Here is a 22,493-nt window from a genome sequence, read left to right as displayed (position 1 = left end):
CTGAGGGGGACGCTCTAGCACTTCCCAACCGCCCTGACCTGCGCGTCTTGCCTTTCTTCGCGATCACCCGCTATGGTGTGAAGCGTGTCACCGAGGTGGCGCACACGCTTTTGATCTGCGGCGGGAGAGTCCTGCCGGGTACATCCAGTCAGGCGCCGTAGGAGCAAATCCTCCCCAGGAATCTCTCAGGCCCATGTACCGCCGCGGCGAGGCAACTCTGGAAAGCAGTCCGGGCAACCGGGCTCACCGACGGTGCAAGTGGGCAACCAAGTCCACGGAATCTCTCAGGTCCAATACAGAGCGGGGAGGACCCATATTCACCATGGCGCTCAGCGGGCGCCTGAATCCTGGAGTTCCTCTTGACTGTTCAATCCTCCCCAACCGCGTTCGCGGACCGGCATATCGGCGCCCGCCGCCAGGCCGATATCGACACCATGCTCAAGGCCATCGGCTACGACTCCGTTGATGGCCTGGTTGACGTTGCGGTCCCCGATTCCATCCGCCAGTCCTCGCCGCTGACCCTGCAAAAGGCCCTCAGCGAGACCCAGGTCCTGGCCGAACTCCGCAAGCTCGCGGCCAAAAACAAGACTGCCGTCCAGATGATCGGCCAGGGCTACTACGACACCATCACGCCCCCGGTGATCCGCCGCAACATCCTTGAGTCCCCGGCCTGGTACACCGCCTACACTCCGTACCAGCCCGAAATTTCCCAGGGCCGCCTCGAAGCACTCCTGAACTTCCAGACCATGGTCCAGGACCTCACTGGCCTTCCGATCGCCAACGCTTCCCTCCTTGACGAAGCCACCGCCGTTGCCGAGGCCGTGCTGCTCATGCGCCGCGCCAACAAGGACAAGACCGCGAAGGACGGCAAGACCGTCCTGGACGCCGACCTGTTCCCGCAGACCATTGCGATCGTGAAGGGCCGCGCAGAAGCGCTCGGCTTCGAGGTGGAGGTTGCGGACCTCTCCGCAGGACTGCCCGACGGCGACATCAACGGCGTCGTCCTCCAGCAGCCGGGCGTCTCGGGCCGGGTGTTCAACCACGCCCCCGTGATCGCGTCCGCGAAGGAGCGCGGTGCACTGGTCACCGTTGCCGCCGACCTGCTGGCACTCACCCTCATCACGCCCCCGGGCGAGCAGGGTGCGGACATCGCCGTCGGAACCGCGCAGCGCTTCGGCGTTCCGCTGTTCTTCGGTGGCCCGCACGCCGCTTACATGGCCGTCCGCCAGGGCATGGAGCGCACCCTCCCGGGCCGCATCGTTGGTGTGTCCAAGGACAACGCCGGCGTTCCTGCCTACCGCCTCGCCCTGCAGACCCGCGAGCAGCACATCCGCCGCGAAAAGGCCACGTCCAACATCTGCACGGCACAGGCCCTGCTCGCGATCGTTGCCTCGATGTACGCGGTGTACCACGGTCCGGACGGACTCAAGGCGATCGCCGAGACTGTGCACGGCCACGCTCGCGTTCTGGCCACGGCACTGCAGAAGGCCGGCCGCGAACTCGTCTCTGATTCGTTCTTCGACACCCTCACCGTCCGCGTCCCGGGCAAGGCAAGCAAGGTGATCGGTGCCGCCGAAGCACGTGGCATCAACCTCCGCCGCATCGACGAGGACACCGTGGGTGTTTCCGTTGATGAAACCACGACGCCGGAGGTCCTCTCCGCGGTTGCCGTCGCCTTCGGCGCTGGTCCGGTCGGGGACGCGGCAGGGTTCGAACTGGCCTCGGACGTGCTCCGCACCTCCGACTTCCTGCAGCACCCCGTGTTCAGCACGCACCGTTCCGAGACGCAGCTGTTGCGCTACATCCGCAAGCTGTCCGACCGGGACCTGGCGCTGGACCGCACCATGATCCCGCTGGGTTCGTGCACCATGAAGCTGAACGCCACGGCGGAGATGGAAGCCATTTCCTGGCCCGAGTTCGCCTCCATCCACCCGTTCGCTCCGGATTCCCAGACTGAGGGCTGGCGTGAGCTGATCTCTGGCCTGGAAGCTGACCTGACGGAGATCACGGGTTACGACCAGGTCTCCATCCAGCCGAACGCGGGGTCCCAGGGTGAGCTTGCCGGCCTGCTGGCGATCCGCGGCTACCACCACTCCCGCGGAGACCAGCAGCGCAACGTCTGCCTCATCCCTGCTTCGGCTCACGGGACCAACGCAGCGTCCGCCGTGCTCGCGGGCATGAAGGTTGTGGTGGTTGCCACGGCGTCCGATGGCACCATCGACCACGAGGATCTCAAGGCCAAGATCGAGGCGAACCGTGACGTCTTGTCGGCCATTATGATCACCTACCCGTCCACGCACGGTGTTTACGACGCCGACGTTGTTGAGGTGTGCGAGGCAGTGCACGAAGCCGGTGGCCAAGTGTACGTCGATGGCGCGAACTTGAACGCCTTGGTGGGCTTGGCCCAGCCGGGCAAGTTCGGCGGCGACGTGTCCCACCTGAACCTGCACAAGACCTTCTGCATCCCCCACGGCGGTGGCGGGCCGGGCGTCGGCCCCGTTGCTGCGAAGGCGCACCTGGCCCCGTTCATGCCGGGCGATGCCAATAAGGCAGCGCATGAGGAAGGGCATGGCGTTGCCATCTCGGCTTCCCGTTTCGGTTCGGCCGGCGTGCTCCCCATCTCCTGGGCTTACGTGAAGCTCATGGGCGGCGAAGGACTGACCGAAGCAACCAAGTCCGCCCTGCTGGCTGCCAACTACGTAGCTTCCCGCTTGAACGAGCATTTCCCTGTCCTTTACACGGGCGAAGGTGGACTGGTTGCCCACGAATGCATCCTGGATCTCCGTGAACTGACCGCCCGCACCGGCGTGACCGCCGAGGACGTGGCCAAGCGCCTCATCGACTTCGGCTTCCACGCCCCCACCCTGGCGTTCCCGGTGGCCGGCACCCTCATGGTTGAGCCCACAGAGTCCGAGGACCTGGCCGAGATCGACCGCTTCATCGAAGCCATGATCACCATCCGGGCCGAAATCGAACAGGTAGCCAGCGGAGACTTCTCCGTGGAGGACTCCCCGCTTCGCAACGCGCCGCACACGGCAGCCGCCGTCGTGAGCTCTTCGTGGGAGCGCAACTACCCGCGTGAGCAGGCAGTCTTCCCGGTGCCGAGCCTCAAGCAGGACAAGTACTTCCCGCCGGTTGGCCGGATTGACGGTGCTGCGGGCGACCGCAACCTCGTCTGCTCGTGCCCTCCCCTCGAAGCGTTCGAGGAAAACACAGCAGAGCTTGCGAACTAAAGGACCCTGACATGTCTGAGAACTACACCGCTCTCTACGAGCAGCATAAAAAGGCCGGCGCCTCCTTCACGGATTTTGGCGGTTGGCAGATGCCCCTCAAGTACGAATCCGAGCTGGCCGAGCACCACGCCGTCCGCAACGCCGCGGGCTTGTTCGACCTCTCCCACATGGGTGAAGTCTGGGTCACCGGGCCGCAGGCCGCCGCGTTCCTGGACTACGCGCTGGTTGGCAAGATGTCCGCGGTGGCAGAAGGCAAAGCGAAGTACTCGCTGATCTGCGATGCCGACGGCGGAATCATCGATGACTTGATCACTTACCGCAGGTCTGCGGATAAGTTCCTCGTGGTTCCGAACGCCGGCAACGCTGCCGTGGTGGCCGCTGCCCTGCTGGAGCGCGCCGCCGGTTTCGACGTCGTTGTTGAGGACGCCTCCGCTGAGACGTCCCTGGTCGCCGTTCAGGGACCGAACGCCGAGGCAATCCTGCTCAAGCTGGTCCCCGCGGAGCAGCACTCGCTGGTCACGGAACTGAAGTACTACGCCGCCGTCGAGGTTTCCATCGCCGGCGACGAGCTGCTGTTGGCCCGCACTGGCTACACAGGCGAGGACGGGTTCGAGATCTATGTTCCCAACCAGGACGCCGCTGAGCTGTGGGAGTCGTTGCTTGAAGCCGGGGAAGGCCACGGCCTCATCCCGGCGGGCCTCGCAGCCCGCGATTCCCTCCGCCTTGAAGCAGGCATGCCGCTCTACGGGAACGAGCTCTCCCGTCACGTCAACGCCTATGCAGCCGGACTCGGCCCGGTTGTGGCGTTGTCCAAGGAAAGCGATTTTGTGGGGAAAGAAGCACTGGCCGCCATCAAGGCTGCGGGTGTCGGATCCACGATCGGTCAGAAGCTGGTCGGCCTCAAGGGCACCGGCCGTCGTGCAGCCCGCGCGCATTATTCGGTTCTGAAGGACGGCACCCTCATCGGTGAAGTGACCTCCGGCCAGCCGAGCCCAACGCTCGGTTACCCGGTGGCGTTGGCGTATGTCGACGTCGAGCATTCCGCCCCGGGTACCACCGTTGAGGTGGACCTGCGCGGCAAGGCCGAACCGTTCGAAGTTGTACCGCTGCCGTTCTACAAGCGTTCCAAGTAGTCACAAGAGAAGGATTTTGAGATGAGCAAAGTTGTTGCCGGGCTGAAGTACTCGGCTGAACATGAATGGGTTGCTGCAGATGGCGGCGGACCGGTAGGCATCGGCATCTCCGCCGTGGCCGCCGACGCCCTGGGCGACATTGTTTACGTGGATCTGCCCGAGGTTGGCTCTACGGTGACCGCAGGCGAGACCTGCGGCGAGGTGGAATCGACCAAGTCCGTTTCCGACCTGTACTCGCCCGTTACCGGTGAGGTGACCGAGATCAACGACGCTGTGGTCAATGATCCCGAACTCATCAACAACGACCCCTACGGTGCCGGCTGGCTGTTCAAGGTTGCCGCCACGGACGAAGGGCCGCTCATGACGGGCGAAGAGTACGCAGCAGCCAACGGAGGCGAACTGTGAACCCTGTTTCCGTGACTGAATTCGAGCAGGTCGTATCGCCGTCGTTGGACGCCGACCTCGCGTCGCTGGATCCCGAGATCGCGGCGAAGATCGACGACGAACTGGGCCGCCAGCGCGGTGGCCTGGAAATGATCGCGTCCGAAAACCACACCGCGGTTGCAGTGATGCAGGCGCAGGGTTCGGTGCTGACCAACAAGTACGCCGAGGGCTACCCGGGCAAGCGCTACTACGGTGGCTGCGAGCACGTGGATGTGATCGAGCAGCTCGCGATCGACCGTATCAAGTCCCTCTTCGGGGCCGAATACGCGAACGTGCAGCCGCACTCCGGTGCGCAGGCCAACGCGTCCGTGATGCACGCACTCATCAAGCCTGGCGACACCATCATGGGCCTCAACCTCGCCCACGGCGGTCACCTCACGCACGGCATGCGGATCAACTTCTCCGGCAAGCTGTACAACGTGGTGCCCTATGGCGTCCGCGAGGACACCCACACCGTCGACATGGCCGAGGTGGAGCGTCTGGCCCAGGAACACAAGCCTGCACTTATCGTGGCTGGTTGGTCCGCATACGCGCGGCAGCTGGACTTCGCAGAGTTCCGCCGGATCGCTGATTCCGTTGGCGCCTACCTGATGGTGGACATGGCCCACTTCGCCGGTTTGGTTGCCGCTGGCCTGCACCCCTCGCCGGTGCCGCACGCCCACGTCACCACCTCCACCACGCACAAGACCCTCGCCGGTCCCCGTGGCGGCATCATCCTCTCCAACGATGCCGACGTCGCCAAGAAGATCAACTCTGCCGTCTTCCCCGGACAGCAGGGTGGACCCCTGGAACACGTGATCGCAGGCAAGGCTGTGGCGTTCAAGATCGCCGCTTCTGAAGAGTTCCGGGAGCGGCAGTCACGCGTCCTGGCCGGCGCCCGGATCCTGGCCGAGCGCCTGGTGCAGCCCGACGTCACGGCTGCTGGGATATCTGTAGTTTCCGGGGGCACCGACGTTCATCTGGTCCTGGTAGACCTGCGCAACTGCGAACTCGACGGCCAGCAAGCCGAAGACCGCCTCGCCGCGATCGACATCACCGTCAATCGCAACGCTGTGCCGTTCGACCCCCGCCCTCCGATGGTCACCTCCGGGTTGCGCATCGGCACCCCTGCCCTCGCCACGCGCGGGTTCGGCGAAGCAGCCTTCCGCGAGGTTGCGGACATCATCGCCGAGGCATTGACCGCCGACGCCGAGGCGGACCTTTCGGGCCTGCGTCACCGCGTCGAGGTCCTGGCTGAGGCGCACCCGCTCTATCCGGGGGTTGCGAACCTCGGCTGAGCTAGTGGCACCCGGCGGACCTCACGTCCGATTCGTGGTCTAGCTGCGCAGTGTGCCGTGCCCTCGGCACACTGCGCAGCGAACCCCCGAAACGGGCTGGCATTGATCTCCCGGGTGTGGCATTTGCTGGGAACGGATGCTGCACATTTACACCGGGTTGGAGGTTTGTACTGGACCTCCACGGGGGCTGGGCCGGCCTTGGCTCGGACTTGGCCCAGCTCCCACCTTTTGTTTTGCTTCCCGTTGTTTTTTCTTCGACCCCGAAAGGTCCCAGCCATGGCTGTTGGTGTTTTCGATTTGTTCTCCGTGGGTATTGGTCCGTCGAGTTCGCATACGGTGGGTCCGATGCGGGCGGGGGCGGTGTTTGCGCGGGAGCTTCGTGAATCCGGTGTGCTGTCTTCGGTGGCGGGGTTGAGGGTGGATCTTTATGGTTCTTTGGCTGCGACGGGTAAGGGTCATGGCACTTTTACGGCTACGTTGCTGGGTTTGGAGGGGTTTGAGCCGGAGTTGATCCTGCCCGGTGAGGTGGAGGAGCGTCTTGCTGCGATCGCGGAGACGGGCATGCTGAACCTGGCCGGGGCTTCGGGTGAGGGTGTGCTGTTGCCGTATGCGGTGGGGGATATGGTGTTGCATCCGTTGACGGTGTTGCCGCGGCATACGAACGGGATGAAGTTCGCTGTTACCGATGCCGGGGGGAACGTGCTGAGGGAGGCGACGTTTTTCTCGGTGGGTGGCGGGTTCATTGTTCGTGAGGGCGAGGAGGACGCGGCGCGGGCTGAGTTGGAGGAGTCCAAGGCGGAGTTGCCGTTGCCGTTCCGGACCGCTGCGGAGTTGCTGGGCCGGTGCTCGTCCAAGGGCCTGGGAATCAGCGACATCATGCTGGTCAATGAGCGGGCGTCCCGGTCCGAGGAGGAGATCCGGGAGGGTTTGCTGCATATCTGGTCGGTGATGGAGGCCTGTGTTGAAACGTCGCTCAAGCGTGAGGGTGTGCTGCCCGGGGGACTGAGGGTCCGCCGTCGTGCTCCTGATTGGCTGGAGCGGTTGTTGAAGGAGGACAAGGACCGGAACGATCCGAAGTATTGGCAGGAGTGGGTGAACCTGATCGCGTTGGCGGTCAATGAGGAGAACGCTTCCGGTGGGCGGGTGGTCACTGCTCCGACCAATGGTGCGGCCGGGATCATTCCTGCGGTGTTGTATTACGCGTTGAATTATGCCCCGGGGATGGATCAGGCCACGCAGGCGGACCGGGATGATGTGGTGGTGCGGTTCTTGCTCGCTGCCGGTGCGGTGGGTGTGTTGTATAAGGAGCAGGCCTCGATTTCCGGTGCGGAGGTTGGGTGTCAGGGTGAGGTGGGTTCGGCGTCGTCGATGGCTGCTGCGGGGTTGGCTGAGGTGATGGGTGGTTCCCCGGCTCAGGTGGAGAACGCTGCGGAGATCGCGATGGAGCATAATCTGGGGTTGACGTGTGATCCGATCGGGGGGTTGGTGCAGATCCCGTGTATTGAGCGGAACGCGATCGCGGCGGCGAAGGCGATCAACGCCGCGAAGATGGCGTTGTGGGGTGATGGCACGCACCGGGTCTCCCTTGATGAAGTCATCGTCACCATGCGTGAGACGGGCAAGGACATGTCCCACAAATACAAAGAAACCGCGATGGGCGGCCTCGCCGTCAACGTCGTCGAATGCTGAAAATCGATCACAAAGGAAATTCCATGACCCTGGCACCTGAAGGCCGTAAGTTGCTGCGCGTTGAGCAGCGTAACGCGGCGGTCCCGGTTGAGCGTAAGCCTGAGTGGATCAAGGCGAAGGTCCAGATGGGCCCTGAGTTTGTTGGGTTGAAGAACCTGGTGAAGAAGGAAGGCCTGCACACGGTGTGTGAGGAGGCCGGGTGCCCGAACATTTTCGAGTGCTGGGAAGATAAGGAAGCGACGTTCCTGATCGGCGGGTCCGAATGCACGCGGCGCTGTGATTTCTGCCAGATCGATACCGGCAAACCCTCCCCGCTGGACCGCTTCGAACCCACCAAGGTGGCCAGGAGTGTGCAGTCGATGCAGCTGCGCTACGCGACCGTGACCGGCGTGGCCCGTGATGACCTCGAGGACGAGGGCGTGTGGCTGTACGCCGAGACGGTCCGGAAGATCCACGAACTGAACCCCGGCACCGGGGTGGAACTGCTGATCCCGGACTTCTCCGGCAAACCCGAACACATCGCCGCGATCTGTGAGTCCAAGCCCGAGGTGTTCGCGCACAACGTCGAGACCGTGCCCCGGATTTTCAAGCGGATCCGTCCGGCGTTCCGGTACGAGCGTTCCCTGGACGTGATCACCCAAGGCCGGGATCTGGGCATGGTGACCAAGTCCAACCTGATCCTGGGCATGGGCGAGACCCGCGAGGAAATCTCCGAAGCCCTCCGGGACCTCCACGATGCCGGGTGTGACCTGATCACCATCACCCAGTACCTGCGCCCCTCCGAGCGGCACCTGCCCGTGGACCGGTGGGTCAAGCCCCAGGAATTCGTGGACCTCCAGCACGAGGCCGAAGAGATCGGCTTCCTCGGCGTCATGTCCGGGCCCCTGGTCCGCTCCTCCTACCGCGCCGGGCGCCTCTGGGCCACCGCGATGCGGAAGAAAGGATGGGCCATCCCCGAAGCCCTGGCCCACATCGAATCCTCCGGCACCACCCGCCAGGAAGCCTCTACCATCCTCGCCGCCCACGGCTAACTGATTATCAGCCAGCACAAAGGACTCACCATGCTTGCCACCCGCGTTGAAATCATCCCTACCGATGGCATCGTTGACGTGGTCAACAGTGCGCTGCCGGCCGGTTCGACGGTCAGCATCACTTGCCTGCCCCACCACGGAGTCGAATCCACCGTGAGGACGGCGATCAAGCTGAGCGAGCTGGGCTTCGTGGCCGTTCCGCATATCGCCGCCAAGTGCGTGGAAAGCCGGGAGCACTTGTCCGGGATCCTCGATGATTGTGCGGCGGCAGGGATCACGGAAATGTTTGCGATCGGAGGTGACGCCCCGCGAGCAGCGGGCGCCTACTCCACCGGCGTCGAACTTGTGCGTGACATTGCGGAACTGAGCGGCGGGTCGATGTCGGTGGGAGTCGCGGGCTACCCGGAAGGCCACCCGACCATCAATGGCCTGCAGCTGATGGATGCGTTGCTGGAGAAACAGGAGTTTGCCGGCAAGATCGTCACCCAGATGTGTTTCTCGGCGGAGACCATCCACAATTACGTCGCCCTGCTCCGCAAGGAGGGCGTGACCCTTCCCGTCCACGCCGGAGTTGCTGGTGCAGTTCCGAAAGCGAAGCTCATCTCCCTGGCAAGCAGGATTGGAGTGGGCGCCTCGCTCAAGTTCCTCAGCCGCAAGGGACCTCTTGCCCGCAAGCTCATCCTGGGCGAAAGATACGCACCCGACGCCCTGATTCAGGAGCTGGCTGCCCGGCCGGGTGTTGAAGGCATCCAGTTGTACACGTTCAATTCGCTCGAGGCGCTGCCGCAGTAGGGCACGGCCGAAGCCCGTCTCGGCGCCCGGGATGCGCGCCTGTCCAGCAGCTAGCTTGGTAGGTGGTCGGCGCTGGCCGCGAGCCGCCGCAGCTCTTGGATATGGCCTTTAAAGGCCTGTGAACCTGCCTTTGTCATGTGTACCCAGGTGCGGGTTCGGGTGTTGACCGTGCCTTTTCGCAGGTCGACGTAGCCGGCCTGTTCAAGGACTTTCAGATGCTTACTCAATACCGAATCGCTGAGGGTGAGACCGTCACGGATTACGCTGAATTCCACTTCTCCTGCGCCGGCTAAGAGTGCGCAGATGCGCAGTCGGGTGGGAACGTGAATGATCTCGTCAAAGTCGGCCTCCATCAGTGAGAGGCTCCAATTGAAGCGGAGAGTTTCTTGTCCATCGCTGGCCCGCATACGAGCGTGAGGGCAAGTGCCAGTAGGCCGGCGGTATAAGCAGCCCACTCTCGTCCGCTGAGGGCGTGGACCACGAGGGCGCCGACGACGAGACCCGTGAAACCTGCCAGATAGAGCAAGCCGAGGACTCTGCTGCCGCTGTGCGTGTAAACGTCGATTATCACCCTGGATCGAGCGGACTGCAGGACAGGTAGAACGGAGAAAATGATGATGGAGATTCCCAAGGCGACGGCTGCCCAGCCATGGGAGGTGAACAGCACTAGCCCGATGATGAACAGGGCCATCGCTACGCCCTGAGCCGGATACAACCAGCCGGGGGAACGGACAAAAGGGGCTAGAGCACGCTGTGAAGCGGTAACCGAGTCCAGCGCCTGCTGTGCCTCCTGAGGATTGGGCCGCTCGCTGTTGTCATGTGTCATGTCATCAACCTAGACTTTCCGTTGCGGAAACTCAAGTCTTTCCATTGCGGAAAGCGTGTTGCCTGTCGTGCCCGTGAGCTGTTTGCTTTGCCGACGCTTCAGCACCCGGAGCGAGATCCTCAACCGGACAGCCTGGGACTTCTTTACAGTTGTAGGCTGAGGACTGTTCGTACGGGGATGTTCCCGCCGTGGTCATCAGCGACACGGTGCATTCCGATTTTCTCAGCTACCCGTTCAGAAGCCCGGTTATCCGGATGGATGATAGCAATCAGTTCGATGACGTCAATGTGTTCTCGGGCGTACTCGCGACAAGCAGTGGCTGCTTCCGTCGCGAACCCTTGGCCAAGAAGATCGGCGCGCACGTGGTACCCGATCTCCGAGCAAGGCGGTCATCTTATCGAGGTCGGCTTCGGTCATCTCACGGAACTGCAATCGTTCAGTCGGTTGTGGCGTCAGCATCCAATGACTCGAATACCAGTGTGTTCATATGCCCGTTAGCCGGTGGCTCATCGGACATTCCAAGCGTCCTTTAGGGGATCCATTTGCGGCTGTCCCAAACGGCCAGCTCACCTCCAGGTACGGACACGATCCGTAGTCCATCCGGTCCCTTGAGGTTCCATGATTCATACGCCGACTCGGGCTCCGGCACCACGCACAGTCGGCATCCGTCCTGCATGAGGACTTCAGGCCGTCCTCTGCTCCCGGATGCCGGAACACGTACCACAGCCCCACCCCCTGCGTTAGAGATTCGAACATCCTAGTCTCACGTCATGCAGACTTGAACCGCGAGGCTATCGACTCGTGCGTCCTCACTACGTCAACCTCACCGGTTGTCTGCTCGGTAAGCACTTTGGCTAACCGTTTCGGCCAGAGCACATGAACGCCACGAGTCGCGAACGCGCCCCCGATCAGCGGCCAATCTGCTTCGATGAAGCACAACGCCCCGGTGATCGGCACATCCGCAACATGGTCCCGTACGATATCGACCTGTTTGATCACCCCATCGACGAGTTTCGTACAATCTCGCCGACCAATGAGTAGCTTCTCTACCCGGGGGCGAAGGATGCCACCTCCGATTTTCAACTCAGGCCTTCCCTTGTACCGCTTGGCGTCAATCACCCAGATTCCAGCAGGAGTGATAGCGATGTGGTCGATGTTGGCCTTCGAACCAGGGATGCGCCGGTCGTGGAGGACAGCCAGGCCATCGGCGGCTAGGGCATTTAGCCGAGCGCCGAGGCGTTCTTCACCGATCGCGCCGCGATCCCATGACTTGGTGGGCTGCCGTTCCTCAGAGAGGGCGACTGCGAGGCCACCGAAGCGACCCCACTTCTCGCGGAGCTTTTCCTCATCCTTCGCCTTACGGCGTTCGTATTCACGCCGTGCGGACGATCCGGCTACCCCGGACTCAGCGGAAATTGAACCATCCTGAGGTGGTTCCTGGGCTGGGGACATGGTCTCCGTAGCCTCGGTGGCACAACCAAAACAGAAGACCGACTTCGTCTGGCTCTCATAGATAGCTTCTGTCCCGGCTGGAAGAGCGACGCCGCATACCCTGCACGCTCCGGGGTACCGGAGCCTCATCTGCTTCATGAGGACGCACTTTGGAGCATGGGCACGAACCCATCCTGCTTGCGGGCGGCGGCCAAGCCGCGGATGCACTTTGCCATGGTTCAATCCTCACCCGAGGAAGGAACTTTCTTGAGGGCGCCGCGCGTAGCAATAAGTAGTGCCCCAGCAGAGTTGCGGGGCACTACTTGCTGATGAGGGCGTTTTAGCCGATGAGTGTGGTGATGAGGCGGATTGAGGAAGCGATGATGGCTATCATGCCGATTGCGGCGAAGAGGTTCTGCCACCATTTATTGCGCAGGTCTCCCATGACGGAGGACTTGTTGGCCATGACGACTATGAGGACGCCCAGCAGCGGTGCGATGAGGACTGTGAGGGACTGGGCGATGACGATCATGCCAACGGGAGAGGACTGGAACAGCAGGGTGATGATCAGGCCGAAGGCCAGGATCATGCCCGTGAAGATCCGGGCCATGGGGGACCCGGCTTTCGCGCCGCGGCCGAGCGCGTCCGAGACCATGGTGCCGCCTGCGGTGGCGTTGGCGATCATGGAGGAGAACGCGGCACCGGAGAGTCCGAGGGCGAAGACCATGGATCCCACGGGGCCTGCGAGGGGCGTGAAGATGGAGGCGAGGGCGTTGATTGTGCCTGCTTCGCCGCCGGTCCTGCCCAGGACTGCGGCGGCGACCATGATTACCAGTGCGGTCATGATGCCGGGTGCGACGATACCGGGGATGGTGTCGGCGAGGGTGATGTCGCGGTAGTCGGCTCGGGTGCGCTTGTGTTCTTTGATGCCGTAGGAGGTGTAGAAGGCGGCGTTGATGGAGAAGTTGGTGCCGACCAGTGCGACGACCAGGATTTCACTGCCTGCCGGGAGGGTTGGAACAGCACCTTCCAAGGCGCGATACCAGTCCGGTTGTGCCACGACAGTGCTGGCGATGAAGGCCAGCCCCATAAGGACGACGATGACCAAGAGGGCTTTTTCAACGACGCCGTAGACGTTCTTGAAGGCCAGGACGATGCCTACAGCAACGGTGCAGACGATCGTCCAGAGTACGGGGGACCCTCCGAAAACCAGGGACAGGCCGAGGCCTGAGCCGACGGCGTTGCCGACGGAGAACATCAAGGTGATCCCGAAGACACCGAACCCTGCCAGCACGCCGACCCATTTGCCGAGGTGGTCTTTGATGGAGGTGATCAAGGAAGTTGGTGTGGCGATGCCGAGACGGACGCTCATGTCGGTGAAGAAAATCATCAGGACAGTGGATACTGCGATGACCCAGACGAGGCTGTAGTCGAAGCGGCTGCCGGCCTGCACAGCGGTGGTCAGGTTGCCGGGGCCGAACTGCCAGGCGCCGACGACGAAGGCCGGGCCCATCAGGGCCAGGTAGCCCAGGAATGTGCGGCGCTTCTGGGCGGTAGCGGGCTGGTTTCCTTGCTGGGTTGCCATCTGTTCTTCCGTGTGAACTGAACGGGTGATGGTCTTATTTTGCTCGCGCATCGGCGAGTCCTCCTTATTCAGCGACATTGCTGGGGGCGTGGTTGGCCCGGGGTGGAGAGTAAAAGCTGAGGGTATGGGCGGCGGGCTGAGGGACCCGCCGCCCATAAGGACCTGTCGTTGCCCGGTGGGGCAAGGTGGGTCAGACGGCAGCGGTGGTGGTGACCTTGCCGATGTTGGCTTCGGCGAAGGCGGCTGCGATTTCGATGTCGGCGCCCTCGGGCAGGGGCAACAGCGGGGTGCGCACGGTGGCGTGGTCCAGGATGCCGCGGTTCACCAGGCCCCACTTCAAGGCGACGGTACCCTCCATGTGAGAGCCGCGGTGGTAGACGTTCTGGGTCACCGGCAGCAGCCGCTCATGAATGGCGTGGGCGCGCGGGTAGTCCTGTGCTTTGCCGGCCTCGATCAGTTCGACGAGGAGTTCGGGGGCGATGTTGCCGTAGCCAACCAGCAGGCCGTCGACATCGAACATGGTCGGCAGCAGGTACTCATCGTGGCAGGACAGGATCTGCAGCTCGGGGTATGCGGCACGCAGCGCGGGAATCTCGGTGTACCAGCGGCGCATGTTCCGGACACCGTTCTTTGTGGCGAAGACCCCTTCCTGGCCTGCGATTTCCAGCTGAGTGTCGAGGTCGTAGGTTGCTTTGGTGTTGTCGGGGTACTGGAAGAGGATCAGCGGCAGGCCGGACTCTTCGTAGATCTCCTTGTAGCGGGACTGGGGTGCGCCCTTTTGGTATCCGAAGCGCAGCCACCCATGCGAGGGGTACACCAGACCAGCGGATGCACCGGCCTCGACGGCCTTCTTTGCCTCGAGGGCCGCGGTCTTGTTGCCCTCCTTGGTGATGCCGGCTACGACCGGTACGCGGCCGTCGGTGGACGCGACGAATGCCCGGATGACGTCCAGCTGTTCCTCCTCGGTGAGGAACGTGCCTTCGCCCGCGTGCCCTAGGACGACGAGGCTCTTCACGCCCTCAATCGACCCGAGCCACGAACCCAGACGCTGGATCGCATCGAAGTCGACAGCGCCATCTTCGGTGAACGGGGTGACAGGTGCGGGGCTGAGTCCGCGGAGATCGAGTGCCATTTGCAGCTACCTTCTTGTCTTCTTTGATGGTCGGTATCCCGCTAGAATGAAAACGTTTGCGGGAACGTTTTCAAGTTTGCACGTGTCGCAGCTCACTGTCAAGAGAACGTTTGCAAAAAGAGGAATAGAGTGTCTGTAACGCCGCTGCTGAAGAGGAGAACCGCAATGGAGCAGGCCACCCCCGGAGCCGCCGTCACGCTCAAAGACGTCGCCGCCGCCAGCGGGGTGAGTATCTCCACGGCCAGCCGTGCCTTGGACGAGCGCATCACCTCACGCTCGGCCGCAGCCGCCCACGTGCGGAAGGTCGCCGAGGAGCTCGGATACCGCAGGAATTCGTTTGCCTCCAACCTTCGCCGGGGAGAGACCCGAACACTCGGAGTGCTGGTACCCCGTCTTAGCGACACGGTCATGGCGCTGATGTTCGAAGCGGTAGAACGTGCTGCAGCGGCGCGCGGTTACTTTGCCATGGTGGCTACCAGCGGTGATGATCCTGAAGATGAGCGCCGCGCAGCCGAGACACTGCTGGACCGGAACGTCGACGGGCTGATTCTTGCCACTGCCCGGCTCGGGGACGAACTGCCAAAGCTCCTGCGTCACCGCAAGGTGGCGCACGCGCTTGTCCTTCGTACCGACGGAGAAAGCCCGTCCGCAGTTGGTGATGACGAGGTCGGCGGCTATCTCGCCGTCCGGCACCTTGTTGACTTAGGTCACCGGGACATCGCCGTGATCACCGGCCCAGACTTCACTTCCACCGGAACGGCACGTCTGGCAGGCGCCCGGAGGGCTTTGGAAGAAGCCGGCATCGCAGTAAGGGATCAGTGGATGGTCGCAGCCGGTTACGGCATCGAAAACGGCTACACCGCAGGACAAACCCTCCTGGCCGCAGGACACGGAAACCGGCCTACGGCCGTCTTTGCCGCGAACGACAACATCGCGATGGGTGTCATGGCGGCCGCCCAGCACAACGGCATCGCCATCCCCACTGATCTCGCTCTGGTTGGCTACAACGACACGCCACTGTCCGCCCGCCTACCCACACCCCTCAGTTCCGTGAGCGTCCCGCTGGACCAGATCGCCACCACCGCCATAGAACTCATCGTCAACCCCGGCACCGAACCGCGAATCCGACGAGCCACACCCACCCTGATCCCCCGCCAATCCAGCGGGGTGCCGGTGCGCCACGCCCGAGCCGCCCAACCCTGACCTCACAAGACTTCCATGCGCATTCCCTTCAAGCGCGGGTCGAGACGCGAGTGCCATGTTTGCGGGGTACTGGGCTCCCGGAGAACAGAAAGATTGCGAGACATCTGGGCTGGGCCTGGCGGAGTCCCTGCTGAGACGGCACACCCAGCCCCGCATTCCTCGAACACCAGCGCAGTTTTGGCTCAAGGCTCGCACAATGTTGGCGCAGTCGCGTGAGCAGTCGCCCGAAACGAGGCCGCAGGTCAGATAAATAGCCATCGCTAAAGCGCGCCCTCATCCGGCGCCCAGGCTTTTGCCCGCGCGCATGTCCCATGAATCGCGAAAATTCCCAAGATGGCAACGAATTCCGGCCATGATCAACAAGAAGCCCACGCGTCCGGCAGGGCCAAAATACCCCGCGAACCAAGTAGTCGTCAGTCAAAAAACCGAGTACTCGCCGCGCAAACCAACGTATTCCTGAACCATCGTTCAGGCGAAAAACAGGCGTACATCCGAGTGTGGCACCGCATGGGAAGCAACCTGAACTATTGGGGACATCGCTTCATCCGGGCAAAGGAACCGGATGGTGGGGGTTGCGACGCGGCTCCCCGGACTGCAGATGAACCAAGGAGCCAAATCATGCGCAAGCTTTCCAAGAAGAGCCGTATCACCGCTGCCGTTGCAGGTGTTGCCCTGGTCGCCGTCGGCGGCGGTGCGGCATACGCCTACTGGACCACGACGGGCTCCGGCAACGGCACCGCCACAAACTCGGCCGGCGGGGGCACCGTGACACTCCACGCCACGTTCGACGGTGGGCTCGCGCCGGGCAACCAGGTGGACGTCGCCTACACCGCGACCAACTCGACGACCTCGAGCACTAAGGTCGGTGAGCTGACTCCTACTGTTTCCACTGACAATGCTGGCTGCCTTCCCGGATGGTTCACGGCCACCGCAGAAACGTCCAACACCCTTGTAGCTGCGGGTGCTACCACGTCCGTCGGCACCGGCACCCTGACCTTCAACGACAGCGCAACGGAGAACCAGGACGCCTGCAAAGGCGCAGTAGTGACGGTTAGCGTCACCAGCGAGTAGCGGCCTCAGGCCGGGGACTGACCAACGACGGCGGTCCCCGGCCAGTTGCCTGCCCCCAGTTCCGCAACACCCGGCCCGTCCGAAAAGAGCTTCTTCCATGGACCCCACGCAAGAGCGCCGCAGCCCATTCCTCCGAGGTGGAATGCCGCTCCGTGCCGTGATCCTCGCCGTGCTGGTGGCATTGGTACCTGTCACGGCCTTGGCGGCTAGCAACGGACAGTCAAACGGACAAGGCACCCCGGGCAAGGAAACCAAGGGCATAGCGGTGACGCTGTCGCCGTCGAGCCGGAGCACTGACCAGGGGCTGGCAGTTACCTACACGGCGTCCGCGACCTCCAAAGGAGGACTCGCTGGTCCGGTGACGTTCGGCGTCGTGGGCTTGCCGGCAGGAGCAACAGCCGCGTGGTCGCCGTCGTCGGTCAACCTTACGTCCGGCAGCACCGCCCAGGCGACGTTGACCGTAACCACCGCACCCAGTACTCCGGCAGGCAAGACCGACTTCACCATCACCGGGACCGGCGGAGGTATGCAATCCACGGCGTCGGCGCAGTTGAACGTTCAGGAGGTCAAGCGGAACTTCGGCGTAACCGGCACAGTGAACGGTCCGCTGGCGCCGGGGACTTCCCAGCCAATAGAGCTGCAGATTTCCAACCCCATCGGCAAGAGCATCGCTGTGACGAATGTGTCGGTCGCGATCAGCCAGGTGGTTCGTACCCCGCAGGCTGTGGCGGCGAACTTGCCGTGCACCACGGCGGATTACGCGCTGACCCAGTTCAGCGGCACGTATCCGTTCACGGCCCCGGCCGGCTCGAGCAGCCTCTCCGGGTTGGGCATAGCCCAAAGCAAGTGGCCGCACATCAGGATGCTGGACACCCAGCTGCTTCAGGACGGTTGCAAAGGCGCCACCCTCCACTTCACGTACTCGGGGATGGGACAGGGAAACTGACATGGACATCTCCCGTATGCACCGGATTCGCCAGGGCAAGCCAGCCCGTCCAGGCAGGCTCGCCCGAACAGCAGCCGCCACCACGGCTCTCTGCCTCTTGGGCGGCGTGGGTTCGGCTTATGCCTACTGGACCGCTGCCGGTTTGGGCAGTGGATCGGCCACCAACGGCACCATGCAGACAGTCACGGTGGACGCACTCGTCCCGGGCGATACCCTGCAAAGCAGCCTCGTGCCGGGCGGATCGGCCGACGTCGTCCTCCGCATCACCAACCCGAACCCGCACGGCGTCGCTATCCACAGCGTGACCGCCAGGGGACCCATCACCGCCGACACCGGACACCCGGGCTGCGCCCCAACAGGCGTAACGTTCACGCCGGCCCAAATGACGTCCACGGCAATCGCTGCGAACACTTCCGTTCTTCTCACCCTGCCCGGCGCTGCAAGCATGAGTACGGCATCACCCTCCGCCTGCCAAGGCGCCCAATTCACCATCCCCGTCACGCTGGAGGTGCGGAAGTGAACCGGCATCGTCGTTCCCACCGTGTCAGCATGGGCGGCTGGAACCGCCTTCTCGTGGTGGCGTTGGGCATTCTTCTGGTTTCCTGGAGCGGCCCTGCGGCAAGCGCATTCTGGAGCTCGGTCAGCAGCAACGGCGCTGCGGCCAAATCCGACGCGCTGGCGCAGGGCTCAAAGCCGTCCACCAGCGTGACCGGCACCAACGTGTCGGTCACCTGGGCGGCCAGTACGACGGCGGCAGGCAGGTCCGTGACCGGCTACAGCATTGCGCGCTACGGCGTTGCGAGCGGCGGAACCCGTGTGCCTGCCACAGGTGCGTGCGCCGGGCCTGTCACGTCCTTGGCATGCGTGGAGGCCAATGTTCCCGCAGGGACTTGGTACTACACCGTCACGCCCATGCTTGCCCTGTGGCAGGGGCAGGAGAGTGCGAGGAGCGCGGGGACGACCCCCGTCACGGACACCACGCCTCCGGCCGCGCCCACAGTGACGGCGCCCGCCTTGGTGAACTCCCTCAACGTAGGGAACGTGCCGGTCGGCGGCACGGCTGAGGCCAATTCCACCGTGACGCTCACTGTCAGTGGTGCCGGTGCCTCATCCTTCTCACAGACCATCATTGCCAATAGCGCTGGAGGCTGGACCGCTGCACCAGTGGACGTCAGCAGGTTCACGGACGGCACCATCACTTTCTCGGCCAAGGCTACGGACGCCGCCGGGAACACTGGCGGCGCAGGCACAGCGACGTCAAAGAAGAAGTCGACCCCGCCCACCGTTGCCAACGTTGAGCTGGCGAATGTCGCAGGCGGCGTTGCGGGCAAGATCGAAAAGGGAGACACGGTAACCATCACGTTCTCGGACGTCATCAATGGGAAAACCGTCTGTAACACGTGGCCGGTCACCGGGTCATTCACCGTGAACGGAAACAACCAGGTCACTGTTAACGTCAGTCCGAATAACGTCCTCAGTGTGTCACTCACCGGATGTGCCCTCAATCTGGGCAGCGTTAACCTCGGTGCCGGGTACACCTCAACAGCTCTTAGCTTTTCGGGAAGCGGCAATGGAAACGGAACAACACCGAACTTTTCGTCCATGACTTGGAGCGGTAATCGGGTAGTCATCACCTTGGGCTCCGGCGTTTCCGGTGGCAACACCGTCCAGTCAGATCCGGCGGTCTTCGCAAGCTTTACGCCGGCCGGCAACATCACCGACACTGACGGCAACCCGCTCTCCACCGCTGCGGTCACCGGAACTGCGTCCCGTTTCTAGCAGCCAAATTGCAAGCTCCCGGGCTCCCGCCCACGCCTAGCCGGAAGCAGCAAATGGATAATAGTTTACGCATAACTACATGTTGCGGGTAAACTATTACCCATGGGACGTCGAGAACTGGGTCTTACCCGCGCGGCCGAGGACGCTATTGTCGTGCTAGGGCAGCAAATTCGGATGGCACGCGCTGCACGAGGGATGACGGCCGAACACCTCGCTGGCACAGCAGGCATTACGCGGAAAACTCTAGCGGCCATCGAGCGCGGAAGCGCTGCGAGCAGCATCGGCAACGTATTCAACGTTGCATCGATCGTTGGCGTGCCACTCTTCGGGGTCGACGACCCAAGCCAACTCATTGCGCTCCGCCGACGAGGCGAAGAACGGCTCGCGTTGCTTCCCGCACGTGTCGACAAGAAGCGAAGGGGCAACGACGATGGCCTCGACTTCTGACATCTACGTGTGGGTTTGGCTACCCAAGGCGGACACGCCGGTGCCCGCCGGCCGTCTTCGAGAGGGTGCGCCTGGCCAGTTTTTCTTCGACTACGGTCGGCGGTACTTGGAGCGACCCAACGCCGTATCCCTGGCGCCGACCCTCCCGCTATCCGAGCAAACGTTTGGGCCCACAGGGTCGATGGGACTGCCTGGTGCTCTGCGCGACGCTTCACCAGATGCGTGGGGGCGGCGCGTCGTTCAGTACCAAGTTACCGGTGACCGCGGGGACGACGCCGACACCGGTGACCTTGACGAGCGCACATATCTTTTGAACTCCGGGTCCAACCGCTTCGGCGCTATCGATTTCCAGAGATCAGTTATTGACTACGTCCCCCGTGCTGCGGCTCCCGCTCCGCTGGAAACCCTTCTGAACGCCGCAGACCTCGTCGACGCAGGGGAGGATTTGCCGTTCGAACTCGAGCGAGCTCTCCTGAGTGGTACAGCGATGGGTGGGGCACGCCCGAAGTCCGTCATCCACCAATCTGGCCGCGAATACATAGCGAAGTTCAGTGCGTCCAATGACCACTTTCCCGTGGTGGGCGCGGAGTCAGCGAGCATGTTCCTCGCCGGGAAGGCTGGGCTTAACGTTGCGCGTACTCGCGTCGAAAGCGTCCTCGGTCGGAGCGTCCTGCTAGTTGAACGATTCGACCGCACGCAGGACGGCGGTCGCATCCTTGCGGCAAGCGCCCTGACCCTGACCGGCTTGGACGAGCTACAGGCGCGCAGCGGCAGCTATGTAGAGTTTCTGGACGCTCTTCGAAACAACGGCGCGCCCGAGGGCACCGCCTCCGAACTCTTCGCACGCATCGCATTCAACATGTCAATCTCCAACTCCGACGACCATCTTCGGAACCACGCGGCGCTCTGGGATGGATCTGTGGCGAGGCTCAGCCCCGCCTATGACCTTTCACCAATGCGGCGTAGCGGAGAGACGGCTTCGCAGGCCATTGCATATGACAGGAATGGGACAAAGCGGAACAACCTATCTGACCTGATCGCCGCCCGCAGCCTCTATGACCTGACCAAGGACCAAGCAAGCAGTATCGTTGCCCGAATCGAAGACGCCATTCGTGAGCACTGGGCAGAGGCTGCGGACTTCGGAAGGCTCACCAGCGCCGACAGGCGTCTCCTGTGGGGGCGTCAGTTTCTCAATCCCGGCACCCTCTATGGTTTCCGGGACCGGTGAGGTTCGTCCAAGCGCAGCGTCCGTGACTACGCCCACTATCCGCCTGCCTAACGCGAGGTGACCAACCGCCCGGGCGTAACCTAGGAAGCGGACGCCAGTGCCGCCGCCGTACGTTTTTGATCCTGCGACGAAAGGCGAGCCGCTCTTTGAAGGCTGTAGCGGAAATGTTCACGATGGGCCCGTCGAACAAGGACCATCACCCGGCTATCCGTTGCGCTGTAGGCGTGTTCGTTCCCCTCATTACGCTGACGCTGCTGGGGCGGCTGGACTTGGCCGTGTTCGCGTCGTTCGGTGCGTTCACGGGCATCTATGGGCGCAATGAGCCGCATAGCGTGCGCTTCCGTAGCCAACTCCGGGCCGGAAGCTTCATGCTTTTGGTCATCCTTTGCGCCACCCTGACGGCCCGGGTCGCGCAGACTCTGGGGGTCGATGGAACCGCGTATTCGTGGCTCCTGACGGCTGCGACCACCTTGGTTGCCGGCCTCTGCTCCGTTGTGGTGGCAGCTTGGCGGCTTCGCCCCGGCGGCTCTCTCTTTCACATCTTCGCCTTCGCCGCGATTGCCTCCATCCCCGCGCAGCCGCCGCTGTGGGAAGCGATGCTTGTGGCCGTGCTGACCACGCTCCTTAGCCTGCTGATCGGCATGTCGTCCCGCATCGTCAAGAGCCATCGAACTCCTTGGAAGCGGCCGCCCCGCATCCGTCACACCGCTCTGGAACGCCGCGCGATCTGGCTCGAAGGCGGCGGCTACCTGGTGGCCGCGGGACTCGCCGGAACCATTGCCACTTTGGTAGGGGAGAAGCTCGGTTTTGGCCACAGTTACTGGGCGATGGTTGCGGCCGTCGTTCCATTGGTGGGGCACTCGACGCGCCACAGGATCAGCCGGGGTTTCCAAAGAATCGCCGGCACAGTGATCGGCCTGCTGCTGATGGCCGCCATCCTCTGGCTGAATCCGGCGCCGTGGGGGATGGTCCTGGTGATCGCCGCATGCCAGTTCGGCGCCGAACTTTTCATCGCGCGGCAGTATTTTGTGGCGCAGATCTTCGTCACGCCGTTGGCGTTGATCGCCACCCTCTTGGCTGCCCCGGTGGACCCGGGCCTGCTGCTGCGGGACCGGATCGTGGAGACAGTGATCGGCGCCGTCATTGGCGTAGCCGTCGTGGTGGCCCCGGCAGCCTGGCGGCGGTTGCGCTCGTAGCGCCACCAGATCGGCAGCACGCCTGAGGTCTGCTGGGCGCACCCGACCCG

General features: G+C 63.2%; 22 protein-coding genes and 1 riboswitch. Of the genes, 15 read left to right on the top strand and 7 right to left on the bottom strand.

Annotated features, from left to right (window positions below; all coding sequences use genetic code 11):
* Positions 1-111 precede the first annotated feature (111 nt).
* A riboswitch (glycine riboswitch) is annotated at positions 112-211 on the top strand.
* Between the two features lie 148 nt (positions 212-359).
* From gcvP to QN084_RS09500, 7 genes are all read left to right on the top strand, one after another.
* Complete coding sequence (gene gcvP, locus QN084_RS09530) at positions 360-3,233, top strand: aminomethyl-transferring glycine dehydrogenase (RefSeq protein ID WP_069696885.1); 2,874 nt, start codon at positions 360-362, stop codon at positions 3,231-3,233.
* An 11-nt stretch (positions 3,234-3,244) separates the two neighbouring features.
* Positions 3,245-4,366: a glycine cleavage system aminomethyltransferase GcvT gene (gene gcvT, locus QN084_RS09525; RefSeq protein ID WP_069696539.1), complete on the top strand. Its 1,122-nt coding sequence runs from the start codon at positions 3,245-3,247 to the stop codon at positions 4,364-4,366.
* 21 nt (positions 4,367-4,387) lie between these two features.
* A complete protein-coding gene (gcvH, locus tag QN084_RS09520; RefSeq protein ID WP_069696538.1) occupies positions 4,388-4,771 on the top strand; it encodes a glycine cleavage system protein GcvH in 384 nt (127 codons plus the stop codon).
* Positions 4,768-6,087, top strand: a complete 1,320-nt coding sequence (gene glyA / locus QN084_RS09515) for a serine hydroxymethyltransferase (protein WP_069696537.1) — start codon at positions 4,768-4,770, stop codon at positions 6,085-6,087. Before gcvH ends, glyA begins: the two co-directional genes overlap by 4 nt.
* A 276-nt stretch (positions 6,088-6,363) precedes the next feature.
* A complete protein-coding gene (locus QN084_RS09510; RefSeq protein ID WP_182264012.1) occupies positions 6,364-7,776 on the top strand; it encodes an L-serine ammonia-lyase in 1,413 nt (470 codons plus the stop codon).
* A gap of 23 nt (positions 7,777-7,799) precedes the next feature.
* Entirely contained in the window at positions 7,800-8,807 is a 1,008-nt protein-coding gene (lipA, locus tag QN084_RS09505) for a lipoyl synthase (protein WP_182264011.1), read from the top strand.
* A gap of 30 nt (positions 8,808-8,837) precedes the next feature.
* Positions 8,838-9,599: a methylenetetrahydrofolate reductase gene (locus QN084_RS09500; RefSeq protein WP_062098536.1), complete on the top strand. Its 762-nt coding sequence runs from the start codon at positions 8,838-8,840 to the stop codon at positions 9,597-9,599.
* A gap of 50 nt (positions 9,600-9,649) precedes the next feature.
* On the opposite strand, the gene QN084_RS09495 is transcribed toward QN084_RS09500, so the two are convergent.
* The 7 genes from QN084_RS09495 to QN084_RS09470 form a co-directional block, all read right to left on the bottom strand.
* Positions 9,650-9,952 (bottom strand): transcriptional regulator, encoded by a 303-nt coding sequence (locus QN084_RS09495; protein ID WP_069696183.1) that lies wholly within the window; start codon positions 9,950-9,952, stop codon positions 9,650-9,652.
* On the bottom strand, positions 9,952-10,425 hold the full coding sequence (locus tag QN084_RS09490) for a SoxR reducing system RseC family protein (RefSeq protein ID WP_069696184.1): 474 nt from the start codon (positions 10,423-10,425) through the stop codon (positions 9,952-9,954). Before QN084_RS09490 ends, QN084_RS09495 begins: the two co-directional genes overlap by 1 nt.
* 143 nt (positions 10,426-10,568) lie before the next feature.
* Complete coding sequence (locus QN084_RS09485) at positions 10,569-10,787, bottom strand: GNAT family N-acetyltransferase (protein ID WP_069696881.1); 219 nt, start codon at positions 10,785-10,787, stop codon at positions 10,569-10,571.
* A gap of 167 nt (positions 10,788-10,954) precedes the next feature.
* Complete coding sequence (locus tag QN084_RS24035) at positions 10,955-11,101, bottom strand: DUF6188 family protein (protein ID WP_352231348.1); 147 nt, start codon at positions 11,099-11,101, stop codon at positions 10,955-10,957.
* A gap of 92 nt (positions 11,102-11,193) precedes the next feature.
* Positions 11,194-12,015 carry a nuclease-related domain-containing protein gene (locus QN084_RS09480; RefSeq protein ID WP_285751582.1) on the bottom strand — a complete coding sequence of 274 codons (822 nt, stop codon included), beginning with the start codon at positions 12,013-12,015 and terminating at the stop codon, positions 11,194-11,196.
* A gap of 181 nt (positions 12,016-12,196) precedes the next feature.
* Positions 12,197-13,492 (bottom strand): Nramp family divalent metal transporter, encoded by a 1,296-nt coding sequence (locus QN084_RS09475; protein ID WP_206599702.1) that lies wholly within the window; start codon positions 13,490-13,492, stop codon positions 12,197-12,199.
* A gap of 139 nt (positions 13,493-13,631) precedes the next feature.
* Positions 13,632-14,573 carry a dihydrodipicolinate synthase family protein gene (locus QN084_RS09470; protein WP_069696185.1) on the bottom strand — a complete coding sequence of 314 codons (942 nt, stop codon included), beginning with the start codon at positions 14,571-14,573 and terminating at the stop codon, positions 13,632-13,634.
* 165 nt (positions 14,574-14,738) lie between these two features.
* On the opposite strand from QN084_RS09470, the gene QN084_RS09465 reads away from it, so the two are divergent.
* The 8 genes from QN084_RS09465 (at position 14,739) to QN084_RS09430 (ending at position 22,443) form a co-directional block, all read left to right on the top strand.
* Positions 14,739-15,776 carry a LacI family DNA-binding transcriptional regulator gene (locus tag QN084_RS09465; protein WP_069696186.1) on the top strand — a complete coding sequence of 346 codons (1,038 nt, stop codon included), beginning with the start codon at positions 14,739-14,741 and terminating at the stop codon, positions 15,774-15,776.
* Between the two features lie 618 nt (positions 15,777-16,394).
* Positions 16,395-16,847 carry a hypothetical protein gene (locus QN084_RS09460; RefSeq protein WP_069696187.1) on the top strand — a complete coding sequence of 151 codons (453 nt, stop codon included), beginning with the start codon at positions 16,395-16,397 and terminating at the stop codon, positions 16,845-16,847.
* A 97-nt stretch (positions 16,848-16,944) separates the two neighbouring features.
* The gene (locus tag QN084_RS09455; protein ID WP_069696188.1) at positions 16,945-17,793 is read left to right on the top strand and encodes a COG1470 family protein; all 849 of its coding nucleotides are present in this window, start codon (positions 16,945-16,947) and stop codon (positions 17,791-17,793) included.
* Position 17,794: 1 nt separating this feature from the next.
* The gene (locus tag QN084_RS09450; RefSeq protein WP_259362738.1) at positions 17,795-18,313 is read left to right on the top strand and encodes a hypothetical protein; all 519 of its coding nucleotides are present in this window, start codon (positions 17,795-17,797) and stop codon (positions 18,311-18,313) included.
* 29 nt (positions 18,314-18,342) lie between these two features.
* Positions 18,343-19,572 carry an Ig-like domain-containing protein gene (locus QN084_RS09445; protein ID WP_069696244.1) on the top strand — a complete coding sequence of 410 codons (1,230 nt, stop codon included), beginning with the start codon at positions 18,343-18,345 and terminating at the stop codon, positions 19,570-19,572.
* A 102-nt stretch (positions 19,573-19,674) separates the two neighbouring features.
* Complete coding sequence (locus QN084_RS09440; RefSeq protein ID WP_031216700.1) at positions 19,675-20,019, top strand: helix-turn-helix transcriptional regulator; 345 nt, start codon at positions 19,675-19,677, stop codon at positions 20,017-20,019.
* A complete protein-coding gene (locus QN084_RS09435) occupies positions 20,003-21,247 on the top strand; it encodes a type II toxin-antitoxin system HipA family toxin (RefSeq protein WP_021472931.1) in 1,245 nt (414 codons plus the stop codon). Before QN084_RS09440 ends, QN084_RS09435 begins: the two co-directional genes overlap by 17 nt.
* A 164-nt stretch (positions 21,248-21,411) precedes the next feature.
* Complete coding sequence (locus QN084_RS09430; RefSeq protein WP_168529686.1) at positions 21,412-22,443, top strand: FUSC family protein; 1,032 nt, start codon at positions 21,412-21,414, stop codon at positions 22,441-22,443.
* The last annotated feature ends 50 nt before the right edge of the window (positions 22,444-22,493 follow it).

Origin of the sequence: Paenarthrobacter sp. R1, assembly GCF_030264015.1 — a bacterium.
GTDB lineage: Bacteria > Actinomycetota > Actinomycetes > Actinomycetales > Micrococcaceae > Arthrobacter > Arthrobacter ureafaciens.
Note: the sequence above shows the minus strand (reverse complement) of the source record. Positions and strands in the feature narration are given on the sequence as shown.

Coding starts and splice junctions, on each gene's coding strand:
- gcvT (WP_069696539.1), top strand. CDS start 3,245: ATGTCTGAGAACTACACCGCTCTCTACGAGCAGCATAAAAAGGCCGGC.
- gcvH (WP_069696538.1), top strand. CDS start 4,388: ATGAGCAAAGTTGTTGCCGGGCTGAAGTACTCGGCTGAACATGAATGG.
- QN084_RS09510 (WP_182264012.1), top strand. CDS start 6,364: ATGGCTGTTGGTGTTTTCGATTTGTTCTCCGTGGGTATTGGTCCGTCG.
- lipA (WP_182264011.1), top strand. CDS start 7,800: ATGACCCTGGCACCTGAAGGCCGTAAGTTGCTGCGCGTTGAGCAGCGT.
- QN084_RS09500 (WP_062098536.1), top strand. CDS start 8,838: ATGCTTGCCACCCGCGTTGAAATCATCCCTACCGATGGCATCGTTGAC.
- QN084_RS09495 (WP_069696183.1), bottom strand. CDS start 9,952: ATGGAGGCCGACTTTGACGAGATCATTCACGTTCCCACCCGACTGCGC.
- QN084_RS09490 (WP_069696184.1), bottom strand. CDS start 10,425: ATGACACATGACAACAGCGAGCGGCCCAATCCTCAGGAGGCACAGCAG.
- QN084_RS24035 (WP_352231348.1), bottom strand. CDS start 11,101: ATGCAGGACGGATGCCGACTGTGCGTGGTGCCGGAGCCCGAGTCGGCG.
- QN084_RS09480 (WP_285751582.1), bottom strand. CDS start 12,015: ATGAAGCAGATGAGGCTCCGGTACCCCGGAGCGTGCAGGGTATGCGGC.
- QN084_RS09475 (WP_206599702.1), bottom strand. CDS start 13,492: ATGCGCGAGCAAAATAAGACCATCACCCGTTCAGTTCACACGGAAGAA.
- QN084_RS09470 (WP_069696185.1), bottom strand. CDS start 14,573: ATGGCACTCGATCTCCGCGGACTCAGCCCCGCACCTGTCACCCCGTTC.
- QN084_RS09465 (WP_069696186.1), top strand. CDS start 14,739: ATGGAGCAGGCCACCCCCGGAGCCGCCGTCACGCTCAAAGACGTCGCC.
- QN084_RS09460 (WP_069696187.1), top strand. CDS start 16,395: ATGCGCAAGCTTTCCAAGAAGAGCCGTATCACCGCTGCCGTTGCAGGT.
- QN084_RS09455 (WP_069696188.1), top strand. CDS start 16,945: ATGGACCCCACGCAAGAGCGCCGCAGCCCATTCCTCCGAGGTGGAATG.
- QN084_RS09450 (WP_259362738.1), top strand. CDS start 17,795: ATGGACATCTCCCGTATGCACCGGATTCGCCAGGGCAAGCCAGCCCGT.
- QN084_RS09445 (WP_069696244.1), top strand. CDS start 18,343: ATGGGCGGCTGGAACCGCCTTCTCGTGGTGGCGTTGGGCATTCTTCTG.
- QN084_RS09440 (WP_031216700.1), top strand. CDS start 19,675: ATGGGACGTCGAGAACTGGGTCTTACCCGCGCGGCCGAGGACGCTATT.
- QN084_RS09435 (WP_021472931.1), top strand. CDS start 20,003: ATGGCCTCGACTTCTGACATCTACGTGTGGGTTTGGCTACCCAAGGCG.
- QN084_RS09430 (WP_168529686.1), top strand. CDS start 21,412: ATGTTCACGATGGGCCCGTCGAACAAGGACCATCACCCGGCTATCCGT.